20 protein-coding genes are annotated in these 19,644 nt (G+C 69.1%); 13 read left to right on the top strand and 7 right to left on the bottom strand.

Annotated features, from left to right (window positions below):
• Positions 1-16 precede the first annotated feature (16 nt).
• From B0F77_RS46815 to B0F77_RS46805, 3 genes are read left to right on the top strand one after another with little or no spacing between them, the layout of a single operon-like run.
• Positions 17-295 carry a hypothetical protein gene (locus B0F77_RS46815; protein WP_086669419.1) on the top strand — a complete coding sequence of 93 codons (279 nt, stop codon included), beginning with the start codon at positions 17-19 and terminating at the stop codon, positions 293-295.
• Entirely contained in the window at positions 292-1,971 is a 1,680-nt protein-coding gene (locus B0F77_RS46810; RefSeq protein WP_086669418.1) for a GMC family oxidoreductase, read from the top strand. Before B0F77_RS46815 ends, B0F77_RS46810 begins: the two co-directional genes overlap by 4 nt.
• A 59-nt stretch (positions 1,972-2,030) precedes the next feature.
• On the top strand, positions 2,031-2,405 hold the full coding sequence (locus B0F77_RS46805) for a YciI family protein (RefSeq protein ID WP_086669426.1): 375 nt from the start codon (positions 2,031-2,033) through the stop codon (positions 2,403-2,405).
• Here B0F77_RS46805 and B0F77_RS49560 read toward each other — a convergent pair.
• Both B0F77_RS49560 and B0F77_RS46795 read right to left on the bottom strand, forming a co-directional pair.
• Positions 2,390-2,920, bottom strand: a complete 531-nt coding sequence (locus B0F77_RS49560) for a cupredoxin domain-containing protein (protein WP_211294394.1) — start codon at positions 2,918-2,920, stop codon at positions 2,390-2,392. The two genes, B0F77_RS46805 and B0F77_RS49560, sit on opposite strands and share 16 nt — an antisense overlap.
• On the bottom strand, positions 2,910-4,439 hold the full coding sequence (locus B0F77_RS46795) for an FAD-dependent monooxygenase (RefSeq protein ID WP_086669417.1): 1,530 nt from the start codon (positions 4,437-4,439) through the stop codon (positions 2,910-2,912). Before B0F77_RS46795 ends, B0F77_RS49560 begins: the two co-directional genes overlap by 11 nt.
• Positions 4,440-4,493: 54 nt before the next feature.
• Here B0F77_RS46795 and B0F77_RS46790 point away from each other — a divergent pair, with 54 nt between their 5' ends.
• From B0F77_RS46790 to B0F77_RS46780, 3 genes are read left to right on the top strand one after another with little or no spacing between them, the layout of a single operon-like run.
• A complete protein-coding gene (locus B0F77_RS46790; protein ID WP_086669416.1) occupies positions 4,494-5,483 on the top strand; it encodes an ABC transporter substrate-binding protein in 990 nt (329 codons plus the stop codon).
• On the top strand, positions 5,480-6,214 hold the full coding sequence (locus tag B0F77_RS46785; protein WP_086669415.1) for an ABC transporter ATP-binding protein: 735 nt from the start codon (positions 5,480-5,482) through the stop codon (positions 6,212-6,214). The genes B0F77_RS46790 and B0F77_RS46785 overlap by 4 nt, the downstream gene beginning before the upstream one ends.
• Positions 6,211-6,942 (top strand): ABC transporter permease, encoded by a 732-nt coding sequence (locus B0F77_RS46780; RefSeq protein ID WP_086669414.1) that lies wholly within the window; start codon positions 6,211-6,213, stop codon positions 6,940-6,942. The genes B0F77_RS46785 and B0F77_RS46780 overlap by 4 nt, the downstream gene beginning before the upstream one ends.
• Here B0F77_RS46780 and B0F77_RS46775 read toward each other — a convergent pair.
• From B0F77_RS46775 to B0F77_RS46765, 3 genes are read right to left on the bottom strand one after another with little or no spacing between them, the layout of a single operon-like run.
• Positions 6,933-7,616: a CE1759 family FMN reductase gene (locus B0F77_RS46775; protein ID WP_086669413.1), complete on the bottom strand. Its 684-nt coding sequence runs from the start codon at positions 7,614-7,616 to the stop codon at positions 6,933-6,935. The two genes, B0F77_RS46780 and B0F77_RS46775, sit on opposite strands and share 10 nt — an antisense overlap.
• On the bottom strand, positions 7,613-8,038 hold the full coding sequence (locus B0F77_RS46770) for a MarR family winged helix-turn-helix transcriptional regulator (RefSeq protein ID WP_086669412.1): 426 nt from the start codon (positions 8,036-8,038) through the stop codon (positions 7,613-7,615). The genes B0F77_RS46775 and B0F77_RS46770 overlap by 4 nt, the downstream gene beginning before the upstream one ends.
• Positions 8,035-9,192 (bottom strand): LLM class flavin-dependent oxidoreductase, encoded by a 1,158-nt coding sequence (locus B0F77_RS46765; RefSeq protein WP_086669411.1) that lies wholly within the window; start codon positions 9,190-9,192, stop codon positions 8,035-8,037. The genes B0F77_RS46770 and B0F77_RS46765 overlap by 4 nt, the downstream gene beginning before the upstream one ends.
• Positions 9,193-9,281: 89 nt before the next feature.
• Here B0F77_RS46765 and B0F77_RS46760 point away from each other — a divergent pair, with 89 nt between their 5' ends.
• The 3 genes from B0F77_RS46760 to B0F77_RS46750 are packed head-to-tail and all read left to right on the top strand — an operon-like array spanning position 9,282 to position 12,749.
• Complete coding sequence (locus B0F77_RS46760; RefSeq protein WP_086669410.1) at positions 9,282-9,893, top strand: ABC transporter ATP-binding protein; 612 nt, start codon at positions 9,282-9,284, stop codon at positions 9,891-9,893.
• Complete coding sequence (locus B0F77_RS46755; RefSeq protein WP_086669409.1) at positions 9,890-11,197, top strand: DUF6297 family protein; 1,308 nt, start codon at positions 9,890-9,892, stop codon at positions 11,195-11,197. Before B0F77_RS46760 ends, B0F77_RS46755 begins: the two co-directional genes overlap by 4 nt.
• A gap of 28 nt (positions 11,198-11,225) precedes the next feature.
• Positions 11,226-12,749, top strand: coding sequence for a nucleotidyl transferase AbiEii/AbiGii toxin family protein (locus B0F77_RS46750; protein ID WP_086669408.1), 1,524 nt, complete (start codon positions 11,226-11,228; stop codon positions 12,747-12,749).
• A gap of 14 nt (positions 12,750-12,763) precedes the next feature.
• Here B0F77_RS46750 and lexA read toward each other — a convergent pair whose 3' ends face one another.
• The gene (lexA, locus tag B0F77_RS46745; RefSeq protein WP_086669407.1) at positions 12,764-13,420 is read right to left on the bottom strand and encodes a transcriptional repressor LexA; all 657 of its coding nucleotides are present in this window, start codon (positions 13,418-13,420) and stop codon (positions 12,764-12,766) included.
• A 58-nt stretch (positions 13,421-13,478) separates the two neighbouring features.
• Here lexA and B0F77_RS46740 point away from each other — a divergent pair, with 58 nt between their 5' ends.
• Positions 13,479-14,045: a GNAT family N-acetyltransferase gene (locus B0F77_RS46740; protein WP_086669406.1), complete on the top strand. Its 567-nt coding sequence runs from the start codon at positions 13,479-13,481 to the stop codon at positions 14,043-14,045.
• An 18-nt stretch (positions 14,046-14,063) separates the two neighbouring features.
• Here B0F77_RS46740 and B0F77_RS46735 read toward each other — a convergent pair whose 3' ends face one another.
• Positions 14,064-14,549 (bottom strand): MarR family winged helix-turn-helix transcriptional regulator, encoded by a 486-nt coding sequence (locus B0F77_RS46735; RefSeq protein ID WP_086669405.1) that lies wholly within the window; start codon positions 14,547-14,549, stop codon positions 14,064-14,066.
• Between the two features lie 96 nt (positions 14,550-14,645).
• Here B0F77_RS46735 and B0F77_RS46730 point away from each other — a divergent pair, with 96 nt between their 5' ends.
• The 3 genes from B0F77_RS46730 to B0F77_RS46720 all read left to right on the top strand — a co-directional run bounded on the left by B0F77_RS46730 (position 14,646) and on the right by B0F77_RS46720 (position 19,642).
• Entirely contained in the window at positions 14,646-15,419 is a 774-nt protein-coding gene (locus tag B0F77_RS46730; protein ID WP_086669404.1) for a DUF4142 domain-containing protein, read from the top strand.
• Between the two features lie 102 nt (positions 15,420-15,521).
• Positions 15,522-18,482 carry a DUF4062 domain-containing protein gene (locus B0F77_RS46725; protein ID WP_143467330.1) on the top strand — a complete coding sequence of 987 codons (2,961 nt, stop codon included), beginning with the start codon at positions 15,522-15,524 and terminating at the stop codon, positions 18,480-18,482.
• A 20-nt stretch (positions 18,483-18,502) separates the two neighbouring features.
• Positions 18,503-19,642 (top strand): AI-2E family transporter, encoded by a 1,140-nt coding sequence (locus tag B0F77_RS46720; RefSeq protein ID WP_086669402.1) that lies wholly within the window; start codon positions 18,503-18,505, stop codon positions 19,640-19,642.
• Positions 19,643-19,644 lie beyond the last annotated feature (2 nt).

The raw sequence follows: 19,644 nt of genomic DNA, 5'->3' as shown, positions 1-19,644 counted from the left end.
CGCAGAGGATGGCCGGATGGACGCCTTCGTGGAGTTGTCCGCCGAGCTGACCGGGTTCTCGGCGGAGGAGCTGAGGTCGACCGGACTGGTCGAGCAGTACCGCGCGCTGGCGCAGGACGCGTCGCACGCCGAGATCATCGAGCTCTGGTACACCGGCGTCTGGCGCGGGGTGATCCCCAGTTCCCGGGCCTACGCCGAGGGGCTCGCGTGGAAGGCCGTCGGGGTTGCTCCGCCGGGGACCCGCGCGCCGGGCTTCGGCAGCTGGGAGCGCAGGCCCCGAAGAAGTTCGCTGTGAGGGCCGTGGTCGTCGGGGCCGGGTTCGCCGGCTCGCTGATCGCGAAGGTGCTGGGGGACAACGGGTTCCGCGTGCTCGTGCTGGAGGCCGGGGCGGACACCGACCACGACGAGGCCGTCGAGAGGTTCCGGGCCAGCCTCGTCAAGTCACCGCTCGTGCCGTACCGCAGGACCGTCGCCGCGCCGTCCAGCGACTACCTGATCAACACCGGGCCGTTCGACTACTCGAGCCCGTACCTGCGGATGAACGGCGGCACCGGCGCCGCGTGGACCGGGATCACGCCCCGGATGCACCCCGACGACTTCCGCACCGCCGACATCGGCCGCGGCCGCAACTGGCCGATCTCCTACGACGACCTGGAGCCCTACTACCGGGCCGCGGAGTGGGAGATCGGGATCGCGGCCGACGCCGACGAGCAACGGCAGCACCTCCCCGTCGCGGAGGGCTATCGCTATCCCATGCACGCCTTGCCTCGCACGTACCTCGACCACGTCATCGCGTCCGTTGTGGACGGTGTCAGCATCGACGGGCACGAGCTGCTGGTCGTCGGCACACCGCAGGCGCGCAACGGGAAACCGGTCGACGGCTACCGGCCCGACGGCAACCTGTGCGCGGGGTACGCGAGCTGCGTGCCGATCTGCCCGGAGCAGGCCAAGTACACCCCGCATCGGACGCAGAAACGCTGGTCCGGCAACGTCGAACTGCGCACCCGATGCGTCGTGAACCGGGTGCACGCCGACGAGTTCGGACGCATCACCAAGGTCAGCTATCAGCGGTACGAGGACGACACGACCGGCAGGCACACGCGGCACGAGGAAGAAGCGGACGTCGTCATTCTCGCCGCGCACGCCATCGAGAACGCCAAGCTGCTGCTGATGTCCGGGCTCGCGAACAGCAGCGACCAGGTCGGCCGCAACCTGATGGACCACCCCGCGCTGCTCACCTGGGCGCTGATGCCGCAACCGGTCGGCCCGTTCCGCGGACCTGGCTCGACGACGGGCATCGAGGCGTTTCGCGGGGGACCGGAGCGCGGCCGGCGCGCACCGTTCCGGATCGAGATCGGCAACTGGGGCTGGGGCTGGTCGGCCGGCAGCCCGGACTCCGACACCGCCGAGTTCGTCGCGGCCGGTCTGCGCGGCAAGGCACTGCGGCACGCCGTGGCGGAACGGGTCGGCCGGCAGTTCGCGCTCCAGGTCGAGGTCGAACAGGAGGCCGATCCCGCGAACCGCGTCACCCTGGCGGCCGGCCGTGACGCGCTGGGCAACCCGCGGCCGAGCATCCACTACGGACTGTCGGACTACGTCAAGGACGGTCTGCTGGCCGCGAAACGGGTCTGCGACCAGCTCTTCGAGCTGCTCAGGGCCGAGGACTACACGTCGTACAAACCGGACGAGGAACGGTACTTCGAGCACAACGGCGAACCGCTGCGCTACTGGGGCGCCGGGCACGGCGGCGGCACCCACGTCATGGGTTCCCACCGGCGCGACTCGGTGGTGGACCAGTGGCAACGGTGCTGGGACCACCCCAACCTCTACGTGGTGGGCTGCGGCAGCATGCCCTCGCTCGGCACCTCGAACCCGTCGATCACGATGGCCGCGCTGGCCTTGCGCACCGCCGACCACCTCGTGTCCCACCGCGTCGAGAAAGTTCTCGGCACAATGTCGAAAGCTCCGTGACGTCGATCGACGCAGGGGTGGCAGCGGTCGAACGCTGCCAGTCGACACTAGGAGAGAACATGCGTTTCATGCTCATGCACCGGGTGCACGAAGACGACCCGGCTTCGTGGGAGCCGAACGCCGAGCTCATCGAGCGGATGAACGGCTTCGTCGAGAAGCTGACCGCGAACGGCGCCCTGCTGACCGCTGACGGCGTGCAGAAGGCAGGATCGGTGGTGCGCAGGCGCGGCACCGCGGTCAAGGCGATCGACGGGCCGTTCGCCGAGGCCAAGGAGGTCGTCGGCGGATTCATGATGATCAACGCGAAGGACCTCGCCGAGGCCACGGCGCTCGCGGAGGAGTACATCACCTGCTTCGCCGGCGTCGAGGAGATGTCGGTCGAGGTCCGTCAGCTGGTCGAGGCCGAGGACATCGAGCCCTACCTGAACAAGTAGGCCAGCTCGACGACGAACCACTCGCCGTCGAACGCGAACCGCCCTCCCGGATGGAGCCGCACGTCCTCGACGTCCAAGGCAGCGAGGACGTGCGGCCCCTCCAGGTCGAGGGTCGTGTCGGCCACGGTGCGCACGCTGACGTCGTCCGCGACGATGTCGAGCGGCTCCGGCAGGTTTTCGCCCAAGTCCTTCAGTTCGACGAGACGGTTGCGGTAGAACGACGTGCCGATGTTCGTCAGCCGGTGGATCGGCGAGACCGGCCGGTAGACCGAGCCGCCGCGGCGCTCCGAGATGAACCTCGGCTCGCTGCCGTCGAGCCAGTCCATCCGGCCTTCCGAGCCGTCGATGCTCAGCACGACGTACGGGTTGTGGTGCAGGTGCCACGGATGGGTCTCGCCCGGTTCGAGCTGGACCTCCCACACCCTGACCACCGGGTCGTCGTACAGCACGCGCTGGCCGACGTCGACGAGCACGATCTCCTCACCCGACGGCGACACCACCACGTCACCTCTCAAGGCACACCTCCCGCAGGTACCGGTCCTGGACGTGCCGCCACGAGTCGGCGGTCCAGGGTTCGACGAACGCCACGTGCCCGTCCGGCCGCAGCAGCACGACCGCGTCGCCGAGGCCGAAGCGGTCCCGCACGGCCGAACCGGGGTCGAAGTACGCGCGATCTCGCATGCCGGAGTCGTGCGGCGCGTCCCAGCGGCTCACCACGACCTGGCGCAGACCGGCGAGATCACCGGTCACCGGCGGTCGGCGGCGCGCGTCGGTGAGGTGCAGGGCCACGAACGAGTCGCGGCACAGCTCGTGCAGGTGCACCGGGCCGCGCAGCCCGAAGACCCGCAGGTCCGGGACGCGGTCGCCGACCCGCAGCGGCCCCGCCGGGCGCACCAGCGACCAGTCCTCGCCCAGCCGCACGCCGAGCAACGTGCGGGTCATCGCGTCACTCCACCCCGTTACCGAGTCCAGCCGGCGGTCCATCACCGCCCGCGCCGCCTCGGCCATCGCGCCGGAACCGTTGATCGCCAGCGGAGCCTGTTCACGCTCGTAGCCCTGCAACAGCGCGTCAGACGCCCACCCGCGGTACACCCACGCGAGCCGCCACGGCACGTTGGACGCGTCGAGCACACCGGTGTTCAGGCCCAGCGCCCACATCGGCGTGATCAGGTGCGCGGCGTCGCCCATCAGCAACACCCGGCCGCGGTGCCACGACGACGCCACGCGATGGTGCACGGTGTAGACGTTGCTGCCCAGCACCTTCAGCTCGTCGACCTCGCCGATGAAGTGCAACGCCTTGTCGCGCAGCTCGTCGGACGTCGGCTCGGCACGTCCGGGGGCCAGCGGGAACACGAACCGCCAGCAGTGCGGCTGCCGGACGAGGACCATCCACTCCTCGCGGTCGCCGAAGTAGGCCAGGTACGGGTAGTCGCGCGGGTTGCCGACGTCCAGGTCGCACACGAGGTCGACCAGCATGTACCGCTGTTCGAGTGTGTGCCCGTCGACCTCGACGCCGAGCCGTTCGCGCACGGTCGAACGGCCGCCGTCGCAGCCCAGCACGTAGGCCGCCGCGAACTCCGGCTGGTCGTTGAACCGCAGGGTCACGTGATCGGAGTGCTGCTGGAAGTCCACGAGCCGGTGGCGCATCCGCAACGCTCCGGGAGCGCGTTCCTCCAGCACGTCGGCGAGCACCGGCTCCAGCTCGTGCTGGGGGATGTTGATGACGAACGGAAACCGCGTCTCGTCCACCAGCGCCGAGGTGAACACGCTCCCGGTCGACGTCCCGGTCGCCCGGTCCAGCTCCCCGATCTCGTCGATCCGCAGCGACGCCGCCAGCACCGGGCCCAGCGCGTCGTACCGGTCCAGCACCTCCAGCGTCCGCGTCAGGATCGTGCCCGCTCTGGTCTCGCCGGACAGCTCGGCCCCCGCCTCGAAGACCACCACCGGCACACCGTGCGAGACCAGGCCCAACGCGGTGATCAACCCGATCGGGCCCGCACCGATCACGGCCACGGGCAGATTGGTCGTGTCCATCCGTCCTCCCCGACCTCTATGTTCGACCATGAGGGCGCCTTCGGGGGAGGGATCATGCGGAAAGCGGTTTCAGCTGTCCTGGTCGGGATCGTGCTGGCGGTCACCGGGTGTGGTGGAGGCCCGCCGGTGAACAGGACCAAGGTCAACTATCTGACGTCGTTCAACACGTTCGGCCGGGACGCGTACGCGTATGTGGCGCAGGAGCAGGGTTTCTTCGAACAGGCCGGGCTGGACGTCACGATCACGCCGGGCACCGGCAGTGTCGACGTGCTCAAGCTGGTCGCGGGCGGGCGCGCGGACTTCGGCATCGCGGACTTCACCGCCACCGCGATCACGGTCGCGAAGGAGAAGCTGCCGGTCACCACCATCGCCGCGATCCAGCAGAAGTCGCTCGCGGCGATCGTCGCGCTGGAGGGCGGTGGGATCTCGAAGCCCGCGGACCTGGTGGGCAAGAAGATCGGCGACCAGCCGGGTTCGACGAACCAGGTGATGTTCCCGGTCTACGCCAAGGCGGCCGGCATCGACCCCGCGAAGGTCCAGTTCGTGCCGTCGGCCCCGCCCGCGCTGCCGCAGCTGCTGGCGGCCGGGCAGGTCGACGGGATCGGGCAGTTCGTGGTCGGCAAGCCGTTGATCGAGGCGGCGGCCAAGGGCAGGAAGGCGGTCGTGCTGCCGTACGGCGACCTGGTGCCGGACCTCTACGGCAACGCGCTGGTGACGTCGAAGGAGATCGCGTCCACCAAGGCCGATCTGGTGACCAGGTTCCGGGACGCGCTGCTCAAGGGCCTGCAGTACTCGATCGAGCACCCGGACGAGGTCGGCCGGATCCTCAAGAAGTACCAGCCGACCCAGGACGCGGGAGTGGCGACCGCCGAGGTCGGGCTGATGGGGCCTTATGTGGAACCGGACGGGTTCAGCGGCCCGATCGGCGAGCTGACCCAGCCGCGGGTCGAGAAGATCATCAGCACGCTGGTGGACGCGGGCGGGATCCCCGCGGGTTCGGTGCGTCCCGACGACCTGGCTTCGTTCGGGCTGGCACCGAAGTGATCACCCTGCGCGGCGTCTCGCACACCTTCGGCAGCGTGGAAGCGTTGGCGGGCATCGATCTGGAGGTGAGCGAGCACGAGTTCGTCGCGGTGATCGGGCGGTCGGGCTGCGGCAAGTCGACGTTGCTGCGCCTGATCGCCGGTCTGCTCAAGCCCTCCGAAGGGCAGGTCCTGGTGGCGGGCGAGCGGGTGGTGAAGCCTCGCCGCGACGTGTCGTTCATGTTCCAGCAGCCGGCGTTGCTGCCGTGGCGGTCGGTGCTGTCGAACGTGTTGCTGCCGATCGAGATCTTCGGCTTCACCCGGCGCGACTACCGGGACCGGGCGCACGAGCTGCTCGACCTCGTCGGGCTCGGCGGGTTCGAGAAACGGCTGCCGCACGAGCTGTCCGGCGGCATGCGGCAACGGGTGTCGCTGTGCCGGTCGTTGATCCAGAGCCCGCGGGTGATGCTGATGGACGAACCGTTCTCCGCGCTGGACGCGATCACCCGGACCGAGCTTTCCGAGGAGCTGCAACGGGTTCAGCTGGAGCTGCCGCGCACGGTGGTGTTCGTGACGCACTCGATCGACGAGGCGGTGCTGCTCGCCGACCGGATCGTGGTGCTCAGCCCGCGGCCCGGCCGGATTCACAAGATCGTGGACGTGGACCTGTCGCGACCGCGTGCGCTGGGGCAGGTCGAGCTGGACCAGGTGAGCCGGGAACTGCGCGGACTGCTGGCGGAGGTGACGGCGTGAAGGTCGTGCTGCCGGTGCTGGGCCTGCTCGCGATCATCGGCGCCTGGTGGCTCGCGACGATCGTGTTCGGGATCGAGCCGTTCCTGGTCCCGTCGCCCGCCGACGTGGCCGGTGAGTTCCTGGAGGTGCCGGGATATCTGCTGGAACAGTCGCTGATCACGTTGTGGGAGGCGGTGTCCGGCTTCGGGCTGGCCATCCTGATCGGGGTGCCGCTCGCGTTGCTGATCGTCGGCTCGACGGTGCTGGAGCGGATGTTCTACCCGCTGCTGGTCGCCCTCAACGCCGTGCCGAAGGTCGCCATCGCGCCGATCGTGGTGGTGTGGTTCGGGTTCGGCATCTCCTCGAAGGTGCTCATGGTGGTGCTGGTGTGCGTCTTCCCGATCGTCATCTCGACCGCGTCCGGCATGAAGTCCACGCCGGGCGAACTGGTCGAGCTGTTCCGGTCGCTGGACGCCCCGCGCCACCACGAGTTCTTCAAGCTGCGGCTGCGGCACGCGCTGCCGCAGGTCTTCGTCGGGCTGAAGGTGTCGATCACGCTGGCCGTCATCGGGGCGGTGATCGGCGAGTTCGTCGGCGCGAGCGCCGGACTGGGGTTCGTGATCTCCCAGTCCGGCGGCAGCGCGAACACCTCGCTGGCCTTCGCGGCGATGGCCCTGCTCGCGATCATGAGCGTCGCGCTGTTCTACGGGCTGACCTTCGCCGAACGAAAGCTGCTGCCCTACGCCTGACCGCCCGCGGCCAGCCGCATCAGGTCGGAGTCGAGGTCGATCGACAGCTCGGTGCCGCCCGCGCTGCCGAACTCGTGCTGGTAGCGCCCCCACGACTCGTCGCGCACGGTCTTCTCGAACCCGGAGGCCATCAGCGCGACCAGTTCGAGGGCGGCGCGGTCGATGCGCTTGTTCAGCCCGGGGTCCGTCCAGTCCTCGGTCGCGGCGAACAGCGACGTCGGCACCACGACGGTCCGCAGATAGGCGAACAGGCCGCGCATCTGGTCGTCGACCACGAGCGCGTGCCGGGCGGTGCCTGCGGTCGCGGCGAGCACGACGGGCTTCGCGATCAGCAGGTCGTTGTCCAGGATCTGGAAGAACGACGTGAACAGCCCGCTCGCCCCCGCCTTGTAGACGGGCGTGCTCGCGACGATGCCGTCGGCGTGCTGCAGGGCTGTGATCGCCTGCTGCAGCTTGGGGCCGATGTGGTTGGACACCAACGCGTTCGCGATCTCGCTCGCCAGCTCGCGCAGCTCGATCGTCTTGATGCCCACGGTGAGCTCCTTCTGGAGCCCGAGCGTCGCCACGCGCTGGGAGACGCGGTCGGCGAGCAGGCGCGTCGACGACGGGTCGCTCGTGCCGGCCGACACCAGGACGAGCTGAAGCTGTGTCGAAGACTGGGGCTGGCTGGTCATTTCTCCTCGTTCTCCGCGAGTTTGGCGGTGATTGCGGCGAGCTGTGCGAGTTCTTCCGGCGTCAGCACGCTCAGGGCGCGCGTGACGCTGCGGGCGTGCGGGCGGCCGATCTCCCGCTGGGTGCTGCGGCCGGCCGGGGTGAGCGAGAGACGCACACCCCGGCGGTCACCGGGGTCCTGGCAGCGTTCGACCAGCCCGCGGTCGACCAGGCGGTCGACCATGCGGGACAGGGCGGGCTGACTCAGCAGCACGTGGCGGTTCAGCTCACTCATCCGAAGTGGACTGTCGCACTTGGACAACGTGTAGAGGACGTCGTACTCGCGCATCGTCAGGTCGCCCCAGACGTCCTCCGCGTTGAACTGCTTCATCAGCACGGCGTAGGCCCTCATCAGGGACTCCCACGCCTCGTTGGCACGAGTCATTCAGAGTCCTGGTACGGCGAGCCACCCGTGACGTTGTCACCCCGGTTGGCGTTCGGCCTGGGCTGACGGGCCGGCTGGTCGCCGTACTTCTCCTTCAGTCGCACCGCATGCGTCGGCGGCTTGGCCGTCTCCGGGTCCTGGCGCGCCTCGATCTCCTTGCGCAGCACCGGAACCACCTCCTCGCCCAGCAGGTCGAGCTGGTTGAGCACGGTCTTGAGCGGCAGGCCGGCGTGGTCCATCAGGAACATCTGGCGCTGGTAGTCGCCGAAGTGCTCGCGGAAGGTCAGCGTCTTGTCGATGACCTCCTGCGGGCTGCCGACCGACAGCGGCGTCATCTCCATGAAGTCCTCCATCTTCGGCCCGTGGCCGTAGACGGGAGCCTCGTTGAAGTACGGGCGGAACTCCTTGATCGCGTCCTGCGACCGCTTGGCGATGTAGGCCTGGCCGCCGAGACCGACGATGGCCTGCTTCTCCGTGCCGTGGCCGTAGTGCGCGTACCGCTGGCGGTAGAACTTGATCAGCCGCATGTAGTGCTCATTCGGCCAGAAGATGTTGTTCGCGAAGAAGCCGTCCCCGTAGAAGGCGGCCTGCTCGGCGATCTCCGGCGTGCGGATCGAGCCGTGCCACACGAACGGCGGCAGGTCGTCCAGCGGCCGCGGGGTGCTGGTGAATCCCTGCAGAGGCGTGCGGAACTTGCCTTCCCAGTCCACCACGTCCTCGCGCCACAACCGGTGCAGGAGGTTGTAGTTCTCCAGCGCCATCGGCAGGCTCTGCCGGATGTCCGCGCCGAACCACGGGTAGACCGGCGCGGTGTTGCCGCGGCCCAGCATCAGGTCCATGCGACCCTTCGACAGGTGCTGCAGCATCGCGTACTCCTCGGCGATGCGCACCGGGTCGTTGGTGGTGATCAGCGTCGTCGCGGTGCTGACGATCAGCCTCTTGGTCCTCGCCGCGATGTGGGCGAGCAACGTGGTGGGCGCGGACGAGAAGAACGGCGGGTTGTGGTGCTCGCCGATCGCGAACACGTCCAGTCCCACTTCCTCGGCCTTCTCGGCGATCTGCACGATCGCGTCGATGCGCTCGGCCTCGCTGGGGGTCTCGCCGCTCACCGGGTCCCTGGTGATGTCGCTCACCGAGAACACTCCGAACTGCACGGCACCCGCCTCCTTCTGTCGCTGAGATCTATGCGTTTGCATCTACTTTAACGCACCGGCTCCCGAACTATTCCCACTAGGCTGATCACATGCTTGAGGTGCGGGATCTCCGCAAGAGCTATGGCGACGACCCCGTGTTCGCAGGCCTCCGCTTCACCGTCGCCGCGGGAGAGGCCGTGGCGATCGAGGGCCGCAACGGTTCCGGCAAGTCCACTCTGCTCAAGTGCCTGGTCGGCGCGGAGACCCCGGACACGGGCGAGGTGCTGGTCGACGGGGTGGTGCGCGACGAGGCCTCCGTGTCGTTCCGCGCGCTGACCGCGTCGCTGCTGGACGACGCGGACTACTTCCCGGACGTGTCCGTGGTGGAGCACCTGCGGCTGGTCGCCTGGCTGCACGGCACGCCGGAGCCCGAACGTGAGGTGCTCGACGCGCTGGACGAGCTGGGGCTGTCCGAGGTGCGCGACCAGCTGCCGCCCACGTTGTCGAGCGGGCAGCGGCACCGGCTGGGCCTCGCCGCGTGCTTCGTGCGGCCCCGCGGTCTGCTGGTGCTGGACGAGCCGGAACAACGGCTCGACACGCAGGGACGCACGTGGCTGCGTGAGCGGCTGAAGGCGGAGAAGGCGGCCGGGGTGACCGTGGTGTTCGCCTCGCACGACCGGGATCTCGTCGAGGCGGTCGCCGACCGTTCGGTGCTCCTGTGACGCCCACCGCGGGCCAGGTTCGCCGCAGGTTGAGGCGTCCGCCGCCACCGTGGCGGTTCCGGGTCGCCCGCCTCTACGAGCGGCTGGTCAGCGCGGCGATCGTGGGCGCGGTCGGCTGGGGCGTCGCGTTCAAGGGGTTGCAGAAGACCGGGCACGAGGGCGCCAGCGACTGGACCGCGCTGTGGCTGTCCGTGCTGGCGGCGGTGGTGCTGCTCAAGGTGTTGCTGGCGTTCGGGCCGGTCTTCGCGGGCCGCGACCGGATGTTCTGGGTGCTGAGCTCGCCGGTGGACCGGACCGCCTTGCTGATGCCCCGCTTCCTCGGCCTGCTCGGGTTCGGCGCGGCCGTGGGCGCGGTGTGGCCCGCCGTCGTGTTCGGCGTGGTGGGGTCGACCGCGCAGCCGGGGCCGCTGGTGTTCGCGGGCGCCGCGATGGCCGGCCTGGGGGTCGTGGCGGGTGCCGTCGTGCTGCAACGCGGCCGGGTGCGCCCGCAGGGCTGGTTGAGCGTGCTGGCCGGAGTGGCGGTGATCGCGTTGTTGCCGCAGCCGAGCGAGCTCCTCGTGTTCGACGCGGTCTGGCTGGTGCCGGTGTCGGTGGTGCTCGCCCTGATCGCGGGGTTGTCGTTGCGGCGGCTGAACCGTGCGGACCTCGCTGCTGGAGCCTCGCTCGCCGCGGTGGTGCGGGTGTCGGTGGCGTGGCTCGACCTGGCGTTGCTGGGCGCGATCCTGGCGGAACGCCGGGCGCGGCTGCTCGGTCGTGTTCGTTCGGCACGGCTGCGCGGATCCCGGCTGACCGTGCTGGTGTGGACGGACGTGTTGCGTGCCCGGCGAGCACCGAACGCGCTGCTCGTCTGGGCGGGGTTGCTGCCGTTGCCCGCGCTGGTGGCACTCGGTGGTGAGGTCGACTGGGTGCCGGCGGTGCACCTGCTCGCGGCTTTCGTCGCCACCGATCGCCTGGCTGCCGGGCTCAAGGTCGTGTGCCGGTCCGCGGCGATCCGCCGGATGCTGGGGGTGCCGGACGGGTTCCTGCGGCTCGCGCATCTCGTGGTGCCGGTCGTGGGCGCCGTGGTGTGGTGCGTGGCGACCGTGCCGTTCACGCCGCACGTCTCCTGGCTCAACGGCGCGGTGTCCGCCGCCGGGGCCGTCGCCGTGGTGTACCGGATCGCGACGCGGCCGCCGCTCGACTACGGCGTCGCCGCGATCGACTTCGGGGTGCTCGGGCCGGTGCCGATCGGGCTGGTCCTGCAGCTGGGCCGCGGGCCGGTGCTGCTGTATTTGTTGTGTGTGCTGCAGGTGATGCTCGGTTAGGGTCAGCCCCTTCGCAGAGGGGGAGGTCATGTACGCGGGCGAGTTCGAGCTGCATCTGACCGGGTCGGAGTGGCAGGTCGACGAACTGGGGGAGTTCGCCGAGCGCCACGGGCTCAAGTTCAGCCACATCGAACTGCAGCGCGGTGACGTGCCGTCGCAGCCGATGCTGACGATCGGGTGCACCGGCAGCATCGACGACGTCCGGGCGGTGGCCGAGGGCTGGCGCGCGCGGCTGTTCGAGGCCGAGCTGCACCTGCTGCGGGTGAAGATCGAGGCGGCGCCGTGGAACGACGGCGTGCCGCGGACCGACGACGAGGCCGATCCCGCGCGGTACTTCGAGCACCACGTCAAAGTCCTGATGACCGGGACGTGGTACGACTGGCACGCCCGCGTCTTCAAGGCGGTCGACGGGCACGACGCGCACGTGTCGCGCAACGCCCGCCGGAAGTACGACGACGGCTCGCAGGAGCGGTTCATCACGCAGCGGTGCTTCGGGGTCGGACGCGAGACGGCCAAGTCGAGGCTGCGGGCCTTGCTCGGTGCCCTCGAAGAGTTCGAGGTGCTGGAGGTCGAGGAGGAGTTCGTCGTCGACGACGACGCGCTGCACCTCGACAACGGCTGGATCCACGGCAAGTCCAGCCGCAGCCAGGACGAGCGGCTGCGCCAGGCGCCGCGCTGGGTGCGGGGATTCCCCTCGACCTTCCACCCGCTGGAGATCAAACCGGGACAGGACATCACGCAACGCGCGGTGTTCGACCCGGCCCTGAAGCAGTTCGACCACGCCTTCCGCGGCGGCGACCCGAGGTTCGGCGACCCCGCCGACGGCGCGCGGTGGCTGGACGCGCGCCGCAGGGCGATGGCGCACGTCCTGCACCTGATCGGGACGTCAGGCTGGCGCGAGAACCTGGTGCTGCGCGGCAGCGTCGTGATGCGGGCGTGGTTCGGCGACGTCGCGCGGGAGCCCGGCGACCTCGACTTCGTGGTCACGCCGCGCCACCTCGCGTTCGAGAGCCCGCAGGCGCAACAGCTGATCGACGACCTCATCGAGGCCATGGCCGCGGATCCCGGTCCTGGCCTGTGGGCGGCCGGGGCCCAGACCGAGCACATCTGGACCTACGAGCGCGTGCCAGGACGGCGGATCGTGGTCCCGTTCGAGGTCGAGGGCCTGCCGGACGGTTCCGTCCAGATCGACCTGGTGTTCAACGAGGAACTGCCGATCGCGCCGGAACCCGTCGAGGTCGCCGGCACGACCCTGCTCGCCGCGAACCAGGAGCTGTCCCTCGCCTGGAAGCTCCAGTGGCTCGCGACGGACGGCTACCCGCAGGCCAAGGACCTCTACGACGCCGCCCTGCTCGCCCAGCACACCACTGTGGACACCGGTCTCGTCATCGACCTGCTGCGGCCGGAGCTCGGTGACCGCGCAGTCGACTTCGACCGGAAGTCCGTGCTCGGGCTGGACCACGTCGACTGGGACAACGCGCCGACCGAGCTGCCGGTCACGAAGGCCGACGAACCGGTTCTCCTGCAACGGATCGCGGCGGCACTTCGCTAGAAACTGTGCCTTGGTCACACACTGCGCAGAACCGAGACCACGATGCCGAGGATCACGGCCTTGTCGCCGTCGATCACCGGGTAGTCGGGGTTGCGCGGCTCCAGGTACACGTGGCCGTTGCGACGCTGGTAGACCTTGACCGTCGCCTCTTCCTCGATCATGGCGGCGACGATCTGCCCGTTGTAGGCCTCGTGCGTCTGCCGCACGACGACCATGTCGCCGTCGCAGATCGCGGCCTCGATCATCGAGTCACCGCGCACGCGCAGTGCGAACACGTTGCTGCCACGGCCGACCAGTCCGCGCGGCAGGTTCAGCACGTCGTCCACGTGCTCCACAGCGGAGATCGGCGTACCGGCGGCGATGTCACCGACGACGGGCACGGAGATCGAGTCGTCGGACACCTGGCCGGCCGAAGGGGCGCCGGTGAGGAAGACGCGCACGTCCATCGGCCGCGTCACCGAGGAGCCGCGCTTCAGGAAACCCCTGTCCTCCAACGCGGACAGGTGCCTGGACACGCTGGAGGACGACTTCAGGCCGACCGCCTCGCCGATCTCGCGCGTGCTGGGGGAGTAGCCGTGTTCGACCACCCAGTCGCGGATGGCGACCAGGATCCTCTGCTGGCGTTCCGGCAGCACCGTCGTGTCGAGCTCAAGATCGTCGTAGGCGGTCACCGGGCTGATAGTAGTAATCCGGTTGCCGGACACGAACGGGTGGTCGTTTGATCACCCGATGAGCTCTGCCTGGGTGGGAGAACGCGTCCGGTTGCGTGGCATCGAACCGGAGGACTGGGAAGCGCTGGCGAAGCGCGAGGAGAACACCGCCGACATGCGAAGGGGGGACAAGATCCATCCACCGTGGTCGGCCGCCCGGCACCGCGAGTACGCGCAGAAGGCCGCGGTCAAGCCGGTGGAAGACGATCAGGTCAACCTGGCGATCGAGTCGATCGAGGACGGTGCGCTCGTCGGCACGGTGGGAACGTTCTTGACGGACCATCGGGCCGGGCGGTTCGGCTACGGCATCGGCATCAATCCCGAGCACAAAGGACGCGGTTACGGGTCGGACGCGGTGCCGCTGCTGCTGAACTTCATGTTCGGCGAGCGGCGGTTCCACAAGTGCGAGGCGAGCGTGTGGGCGTTCAACGAGCCCTCTCTCGCGTTCCACCGCAAGCTCGGTTTCACCGAGGAGGGCAGGCTGCGCGACCACGAGTTCTTCGCCGGCCGCCATCACGACGTGGTGCTGTTCGGAATGACCGCGGCCGAGTTCGCGGTCCGGCACCCGTTCCCGGGCGAGATCTGATCGTGAACTCGCTGGGCGCTACGCGGTAGGAGGGGCCGGGATCCGTTCCGGCGCCTCGTCACGGGCTGACCAGCGGGGTTCGCCACCGGCCTCGGTGAACGCGGTCAGCGCCTCGACCAGGCCGTGCCGCAGGTGTTCCGGCATCCGCGCCACGATCCTGCTGATCTCGGCTCGGCGCCGGGCCATCACCTGGCCCACGACGCGGCGGCCTTCCTCGGTGACCACGACGACGACCTCGCGTTTCGTGACCGGGTTCGGCTCGCGGTCGACCATGCCGGACGTGATCAGCCGGTCGATCATGCGCTTCGCGGTCGACGGGTTGACCTCCAGGAGGTCGGCGAGCGCGGTGAGCTTCATCGGGCCGCGGCTGTCGAGGAGCACGACCATGCGCAGTTGCGGCAGCGTGAGCGTCTCCTCGACGGCGGCGAGCGAGCGTGCCGACACGGCGATCAGCAGGCGGGACGCGGTGAGGACCGCGTCGGTCAGGTCGTCGACATCGCTCACCCCGTTAGTTCTACAGGGCGTCGCTCAAGATAACGAAACGATAAACATTGCACTGTGCAACGGTCGGCGTGTTGCCGTCTGTCCGTACCTCTCGGCATGCGGATCCTCCTCGTCTCCCTGCTGATCATGTTGCTCGGTGCCCCGTCCGCGTTCGCCCAACAGGACCTGGGTCCCGACTACGTCCAGACCCGGTTCGGGCCCATGGGGCCGGCCGGGCGCGACCTGTTGCAGAAGGTGGCTCTCGCCGGGTTGTGGGAGGGCCCCGCCGGGCGGATGGGCCTCGAGAAGTCGGCGAACCCGCTGGTGCAGGAGGCCGGCCGGCACCTGATCGAGGGGCACGCCGATCTGGACCGGCGGACCGTCGAACTCGCCCGCACGCTGAACGTGCAGCTGCCCACGCAGCCCAACGAGTCCCAGCAGGGCTGGTTGAACGAGATGCAGGCCGCGCCGGCTCGCAGTCCTGAGTTCGATCGCGTCTTCGCCAATCGGCTCCGGGCGGCGCACGGCGTGGTCTACAAGTTCCTCGCCACCGTGCGGACGGGCACGCGCAACACCGCGATCCGTGACTACGCCAAGGTGTGCATGGACACCGTGCTCGACCACATGACGGTGCTGGAGGCGACCGGGATGGTCAACTTCAACGACACCGAGGCGATCCCGCTGGCCCTGGTCGCGCAGCCGTCGTCGGCCGCGCCCGCCACTCCTCCCCGTGGTGCGCCACAGGTCGTCACGCAGAACTCCCAGCAGCAACAACAACAGGACACCGGCGGTGTGTCCGACGGCTTGATCGGGTTGGGCGTGCTGGCGCTGATCGTGGCCGGTATCTGGTTCTGGAGCAGTGGCCGGAGCAGTCGCAAGATGCACCCGTAGCGTCGGACCCGCAGCACCCGCAGGCACAACCGCCTCCCATGCTCGGCCGCGCGTACGTCCACTCGCACGCCTGACCCGTTCGGGGCGTAACAGGTTCGGGCCGTGGCGCGAGATCTTCACATGTCCGCGCCACGGCAATACCCCGGTGTGATGGTGTCGTCGACCTTCGCCGACCTGCGCGAACACCGGGTGGCGCTGATGAACGCCATCGAGGGCCAGCAACTCCACCCAGTGGCGATGGAGTCCGACTCCGCCCGCCTGGTCACCGTCGTCGAGTCGTCCCTGCAGAAGGTGCGCGACGCCGCGGCCTACATCGCGATCATCGGCCGCCGCTACGGCTCGGTTCCCTCGTGCCCGGAGAACCCGGACGGCCTGTCGCTGACCCATCTGGAGTTCCGCGAGGCGGTACGGCTGGGACGACCGATCCTGGTGTTCGTCATGGGTTCGGGTCATCTGCTGACCGAGGACGGGTTCGAGTTCGACGCCGGCAAGCGGGCGAAGCTGGAGGCGTTCCGCGAGGAGGCCAAGTTCGCGGGCGGCGAGGTGCACCGGGTCTACGCGGAGTTCAACGACCTGGGTTCCTTCACCACGGCCGCCATCCAGTCGGTGGCCGAACTGCGCCGTGTGCTCGACGTACCCGTTCCCTCCCCACCGGTGGGGAGGGAGGACCACGTCCCGGCCGCGCCGGCTCTCTACGCCAAGCCGCGCTACCTCGGCTCCCACGACTTCGTCGGCCGCGAGGCCCAGCTGACGACGTTGAACGACTGGGCCCATCCCGACGGACAGCATTCGGTGCTGTTGTTCGAGGCGATCGGTGGTTCCGGCAAGAGCATCCTGACGTGGGAGTGGACGAAGCGGCACGCGCTGGGCGTGCGCGGCGACTGGGCGGGCCGGTTCTGGTACTCGTTCTACGAGGCGGGCGCGATCATGTCCGACTTCTGCCGGCATGCCCTGGCGTACATGACCGGTGATCCGTTGCAGACGTTCGCCGGAAAGCAACAGCCCGAGCTGACCGAACTGGTCGTGCGTGAGCTGGAGTCCAGACCGTGGTTGCTGGTGCTGGACGGGCTGGAACGCGTTCTGGTCGCCTATCACCGGCTCGACGCGGCCCAGGTGCTGGACGAGGACGCCGGCGGCTCGGACGAGATCGCGCACCGCGATCCCACCACGGCGATCCGGCCGGAGGACGACGATCTGTTGCGGCGGCTGGCCGGAGTCGGGTCGTCGCGGGTGCTGATCACGTCACGGCTCGTGCCGAGGCAGCTGCTCAACCAGTCCAGCCAGCCGATTCCCGGTGTGCTGCACCACCGTCTGCCCGGGCTGCGGCCATCCGACGCCGAGGCGCTGCTGCGCAACTGCCAGGTGACGGGCGACTCCGAGGCGATGCGGTCGTTCCTGCAGCGCCACTGCGACTGCCATCCGCTGGTCACCGGGATCGTGGCGGGTCTCGTGAACGAGTACCTGCCCGCGCGAGGTGACTTCGACAGGTGGGCGGGGGATCCTCAGGGCGGAGGGAGCCTGGACGTCGGGCGGCTCGATCTGGTCCAGAAGCGCAACCACATCCTGCGCGAGGCGATCCGTGCACTGGCGACGCCGAGCGCGCAGTTGTTGTCCACCATGGCGTTGCTGTCGGACGCGGTCGACTACGAGACGCTGAAGGCGCTGAGTCTGCGTCAGGACGGAGTGACCTCAGCCGTGCCCGACCTGGAGCGCAGGGGGTTGCTCCAGTACGACCGGCAGGCGAAGCGCTACGACCTGCACCCGGTGGTTCGTGCCGTCGTCGCGGACGAACTGACCGCTCGAGATCGGGAGATGCTGGGTGGCCGGGTGGTCGACCACTTCTCCGCGCGCCGGACGACTCGGTACGACGCGGTGTCCAGCATGGACGAACTGCGCGACGATCTGACCGTGGTCGGCACGTTGCTGCGGATCGGCAGGTTGCCGGAAGCCGCCGACATCTACGTCGGCGGACTCAACAGCGTGCTGAGGTACCGGTTCGAGGCCTTTCCGGAGATGTTGTCCTTGATCCAGCCGTTCTTCGGCGCGGGGTGGTCGTCGCCGCCGGCGGGGTTGCCGGACCGGGCGGCCGCAACGCTGGCGAACAGTGCGGCGGGAGTGCTGAGGCGCCTCGGGGACGTCGATCAGGCGCTGGCGTTGTACGAGATGGCGCTGCGGTTGGCGATCAGAGCGGGCTATCTGACCGGGGCAGTCGTCTTTCTGTCGAACGTCGCGCGGGTGTTCCGTCAGCTGAACCTGATCGCGGCGTCTGAGCGCGCCACGTGGATGACCATCGAGCTGGCGGACCGAATCGGGAGTCGGCAGCACATCTACCGAGCCCGGCGGCGGGCGTTCGTCTGGCTCGTGGTGGTGGGCAGGATCGACGAAGCAGAGGAGATGTGGGAATCGCTGGCCGTGGGCCGGACTGGCCGCGGTGTTGCGCGGCTGTGGACCGAGACCATGCTGGACCACGCCTGGTTCCGGTACCAGCAGGGCGACCTGACGGCGGATGTGCTTGCCGAGGTCGAAGCGGGCGCCCACCGGCATCGCATCAGATACGTGACCAGAGGGGTGCATCGGCTCCGTGGAACGTGGCTCGCGCGGCGCGGCGATTGGGAGCGCTCCGCCGCCGAGCTGTCCACGGCGGTGAGCATGGCCCGCCAGATCGGCATGCACGACGGCATGGCGGAAGCGCGGCTGGCGCTGGCGAACTTGCACCTCGGACGGCTGACCGAGCCGGTGCAGGCAGCGAACGAACTTGCGGCCGCGCGCACTACGCACGATCAAGCGCTGGCCGAGCTGTGGCTGGCGATCGGCGACGTCGAACAGGCGGAGAAGCACGCGCTGGCCGCCTACCGCTGGGCGTGGGCGGACGGTGAGCCGTACGTCCGGCGGTTCGATCTGGACCAGGCGCGGCGACTGCTCGAAGCGTTGGGCGCCGAGATCCCGGTCCTGCCGCCCTACGACCCCGCCAACGATCCGGAACTGCCGTGGGAGGCGAACGTACGCGCCTACATGGAGTCGCTGCGCCGTGAAAACGGCGGGTCTGCCACCCGATCGGGCTAGATCACGACAGACTGTGCGGTGTGGAACGGGAACGCAGGTGGGCGGACAAGGGTGAGGCCATCGGGCACGGCGTGAGCTGGCTCGCGCGCTGGAGTCTGCGGACGGCGTTGGCCGCGCTCGGCTTCTGGATGGTCTTCTGGGTGATCGGGCAGCTCTGGGTGGTCGTGATGCCCGTGCTGCTCGGGTTGCTGATCACGACGGTGCTGTGGCCGCCGGCTCGGTGGTTGATGTCCAAGGGGTTCAACTCGGCGTTGTCGGCGACGATCGTGCTGGTCGTCGGGCTGGCGGTGCTGGGCGGGGTGATCGCGGCGATCTCCACGTCGATCGCGTCCGGTGTGCCGGAGATCGCGGAGAGCGCGCAGGAGGCCATCCAGCAGTTGCAGAACTGGGCCTCGGGGCCGCCGTTCAACCTCAAGGACACCGACCTCGACCGGTTGATCGCTCAGGGGGTCGAGCAGGTCAAGTCGAGCATCGGGTCGATCGCCAACGGGTTGCTGACCGGCGCCGGGGCGGTGACGTCCGGTGTCGTCACGGGGCTGGTGGCGTTGTTGCTCGCCTTCTTCTTCGTCAAGGACGGCATGCGGTTCACGCCTTGGCTGCGCGGGCTCATCGGTGAGCGTGCGGGCGGGCACGTCACGACGGTGCTGGAGCGGGTGTGGGTCACGCTCGGCAGCTTCATCCGCAGCCAGGCGATCGTGTCGCTCATCGACGCGGTGTTCATCGGGCTGGGCCTGGTGATCCTCGGGGTGCCGCTGGCGGTGCCGCTGGCCGCGCTGACGTTCCTCGGCGGTTTCATCCCGATCATCGGTGCGTTCATCGCCGGGGCGCTGGCGGTGCTGGTCGCGTTGGTCAGCAACGGGCTGACCACGGCGATCATCATGTTGGTCATCGTGATCGTGGTGCAGCAGGTCGAGGGCAACGTGCTGCAGCCCATCCTGCAGTCACGCAGCTTGCGGTTGCACGCGGCGGTCGTACTGCTGGTGGTGACCGCGGGCACCTCGCTGTACGGCATCGCGGGCGCGTTCTTCTCCGTGCCGGTCGCCGCCGCGGTGGCCGTCGTCCTGCGTTACCTGGGCGAGGTCATCGAGGCGAAGTCCGCAATGGTCACGTCAGAGCCTGACGGGGATGAACCGGCCGAGACCGAACGTTCTCCTGAGTGAAC

It is taken from the genome of Lentzea kentuckyensis (genome assembly GCF_002150765.1).
In the GTDB taxonomy this organism is placed as follows: Bacteria; Actinomycetota; Actinomycetes; order Mycobacteriales; family Pseudonocardiaceae; genus Lentzea; species Lentzea kentuckyensis.
Note: the sequence above shows the minus strand (reverse complement) of the source record. Positions and strands in the feature narration are given on the sequence as shown.